The sequence below is a fragment of the Anaerolineales bacterium genome (genome assembly GCA_022866145.1).
In the GTDB taxonomy this organism is placed as follows: Bacteria; Chloroflexota; Anaerolineae; order Anaerolineales; family E44-bin32; genus PFL42.
In genome coordinates, this window is record JALHUE010000533.1 from 1 (window position 1) to 2,680 (window position 2,680).

The 2,680-nt window shown below is 65.7% G+C and carries 3 protein-coding genes; 1 reads left to right on the top strand and 2 read right to left on the bottom strand.

The features are described 5' to 3' along the window. On the top strand, positions 1-1,295 hold a 1,295-nt coding region (locus MUO23_15235), incomplete at its 5' end, for a S41 family peptidase (protein ID MCJ7514304.1). 485 nt (positions 1,296-1,780) lie between these two features. On the opposite strand, the gene MUO23_15240 is transcribed toward MUO23_15235, so the two are convergent. Then, positions 1,781-2,329, bottom strand: coding sequence for an NBR1-Ig-like domain-containing protein (locus MUO23_15240; protein ID MCJ7514305.1), 549 nt, complete (start codon positions 2,327-2,329; stop codon positions 1,781-1,783). Positions 2,330-2,421: 92 nt separating this feature from the next. Beyond that, positions 2,422-2,680, bottom strand: a 259-nt coding sequence (locus tag MUO23_15245) for a DNA recombination/repair protein RecA (GenBank protein ID MCJ7514306.1), incomplete at its 5' end; no start/stop codon positions are given.

Sequence of the window (2,680 nt, forward strand, 5' to 3'; positions counted from 1 at the left end):
CTCCCGCCTCGCCAACCTCATCACCGACGGCAATCCCCTCCCCGACACCGACCGCCACCCCCATCCCGGCTTCGTACATCCCGCCCCAGTGCGCCGCCGTCCCGGTCGCCACGACCGTCGCTCAGCCGACTCCCGCTCTAGAGCAGGACCCGCCAATCTCCACTGAGGAGCAGCTCGTCGTGCTCGATGCGTTGGTCGCCTCCATCTCCGACGTCTACCTGTATCCTGACATCCTGGAGGGCGAATGGCCGACGACCGTCGGCGCCGCCCGAGCCCGGATCCAGGCCGGGCTGGAGACGGAGGCCTTCTATCAAGAGATGAGCGACCTCGTGACCACCCTGGGTGATGAGCACTCCGAGTTCCAATCTCCGGCGGAGGTCGCCGCCGCCGAGGCCGCGCTGGCCGGGTCGAACGACTATGTGGGCATCGGCATCCTCGGGGACCCGCTTCTGGACAAGGGGCGCGTAGCGATCCTCAGCGTCTTCCCTGAGTCTCCGGCAGCTTTCGGCGGGCTTCAACCGCACGACAGCATCCTGGCCGCCGATGGGGTCCCGATCGTGGAGGACGGAGTGGCCTACACGCACCGTGTGCGCGGCCCGGAGTGTTCGGCGACGGTCCTGACCATCCAATCGCCCGGCCAGGCCCCGCGGGATGTCACGTTCGTCCGAGAGCGCGTGACCACATCGTTGCTGATCGATGCCCGTTTGGTGCCGACAACGGACGGGGCGAGGATCGGCTACATCTTCCTTCCTACGTTCTTCGACCAGACGATCACCGACCAGCTACGCCGGGCTCTGCAGGATTTCGGTCCTCTGGATGGCCTGATCCTCGACAACCGGATGAACGGCGGGGGCAGCAGCACGGTGGTGGAACCGATCCTGGGCTTCTTCACTTCGGGGGTCGTCGGGCATTTCGTCAGCCTGAAAGAGGAACGCCCGCTCGAAGTGGTGGCGGATCCGGTCCAGAACTCGCAGGATGTCCCCCTGGTCGTGCTCGTCGGCGAAGACACGGTCAGTTTCGGCGAGATCTTCTCCGGCGCGCTGCACGACCTTGGGCGATCGTCGACCATCGGCCAGACCACGCTGGGGAATGTCGAGACATTGCACGGATATGACATGCCGGACGGGTCCAAGGTGTGGATCGCCGAAGAACGCTTCGATCCGCTCTACTCCGACACGGATTGGGAAGCGGAGGGCCTGGTCCCGGAGATCGAAGTGATCGCCGCCTGGGATACCTTCACGTTCAACAACGATCCCGCCATCGCCGCCGCCCTCGAACTGCTGGGTCACCGGTAGCCGGCTTGCCAGCCTGCTGATCGATCATCCCTCCAACCCTGGGCGCGTACTCGGCTCATCACCAGCCTGGTTGTAGTGGCGAACCCCCTATCCGTTGGCGTTGGTACCGGATACCAGAGCGAGGCGTCGGTTGCGGGATTGGCGCCATGTCGCACAGGCCGCTCAGGTGCGGATCTCGAGGCAGAATCGCCGCTGGACTCCACTAGCAGGCATTCAAGAACCATGAACCTAAGCCGGAGCAGGACCTACGCCGGCATCCCCACCCATAAACCGGCCGCGGGCACAGGCCCTTCCGCGCACTTGGCATCGCCGGAGTCAGTTTTCGATGGCGCCGAGAGTATGCTACGGATTGTCGGCGGACTCAACAGCCGGATGAAACTGTGCGCCCTGTACTGCGCAGGGCAACGCCACGGTGCTCGTCGGGGAGTCACCCTCGGCAGACTCGGGGCGGACCGTGCCGGATCGCTGCGACGCTCGCGCAGCGCCTACGCGCTTCCAGGAATCGCCGTCGGCTCGGGCGTTGGCGTGGCAGGCTCGACGTAGAGGAAGACGAAGATCGGGTCGCCGAAGAGCGAGCCGTCGGGGGCCTGCGCCTGCCACCGGCTGGCATACTCGCCGGGGCGGTCTGGCGCTTGAAGCACAACCTGCAGGGTCGCCACTTCGCCAGCCCGTGCCGGGTAAAGGGCGACTTCGCCCGGAGCGGTGAAACCGCTTTCTCCCAGTGACACCAGGCGGTAGGATGAGTTCCAGTTGCAGCTCCCAGTGTTGCGCACTGCCCAGCGCTTGTCGATGCTTTCTCCCGGACTGACGGTGGTGCCATCTGGCACCGTCAGATCCTCGACAAAGACCGCATCATTGGTACAGACCGCTGTTGGCAGCGGGCCTGGCTGCTCGGTGGCTGGCATGCCCGGGGAGGCGGGGAGCTGTGGCGGCGGCGTCCAGGCTGGGATGACCTGCGACTGATGGGGGCGAGCGCAGCCGGCGACAAGCAGTCCCCAGGCGACCATCCAATAGGCCCGCCCCTCGATGTGCATGGGAAGATTATAGACCGGCAGCTACCCAGTTCCAGCCGCGCGCCCGGCGGCTTTGCCTTTGCCACAATCTCGGCTCGAGACGGTCCGGGCGGTTAGACCGCGTCCGGTTCCTCGTCTCCGTTCCCATCGCCAACCGGAGGAGCAGCCACGGCCCCGACCAAGGCCAGGATCTGCTCTTCGACCTCCAGCGCCAGGTCTGGGTTCTCCTTGAGGAACTGGCGGGCGTTCTCCCGTCCCTGCCCGATGCGCTGTTCGCTGTAGGTGTAGAACGACCCGCGCTTCTCCACTACCCCCAGCCCCACCCCCAGATCCAGCACATCCCCTTCCTTCGAGATCCCCTCGTTGTACAGA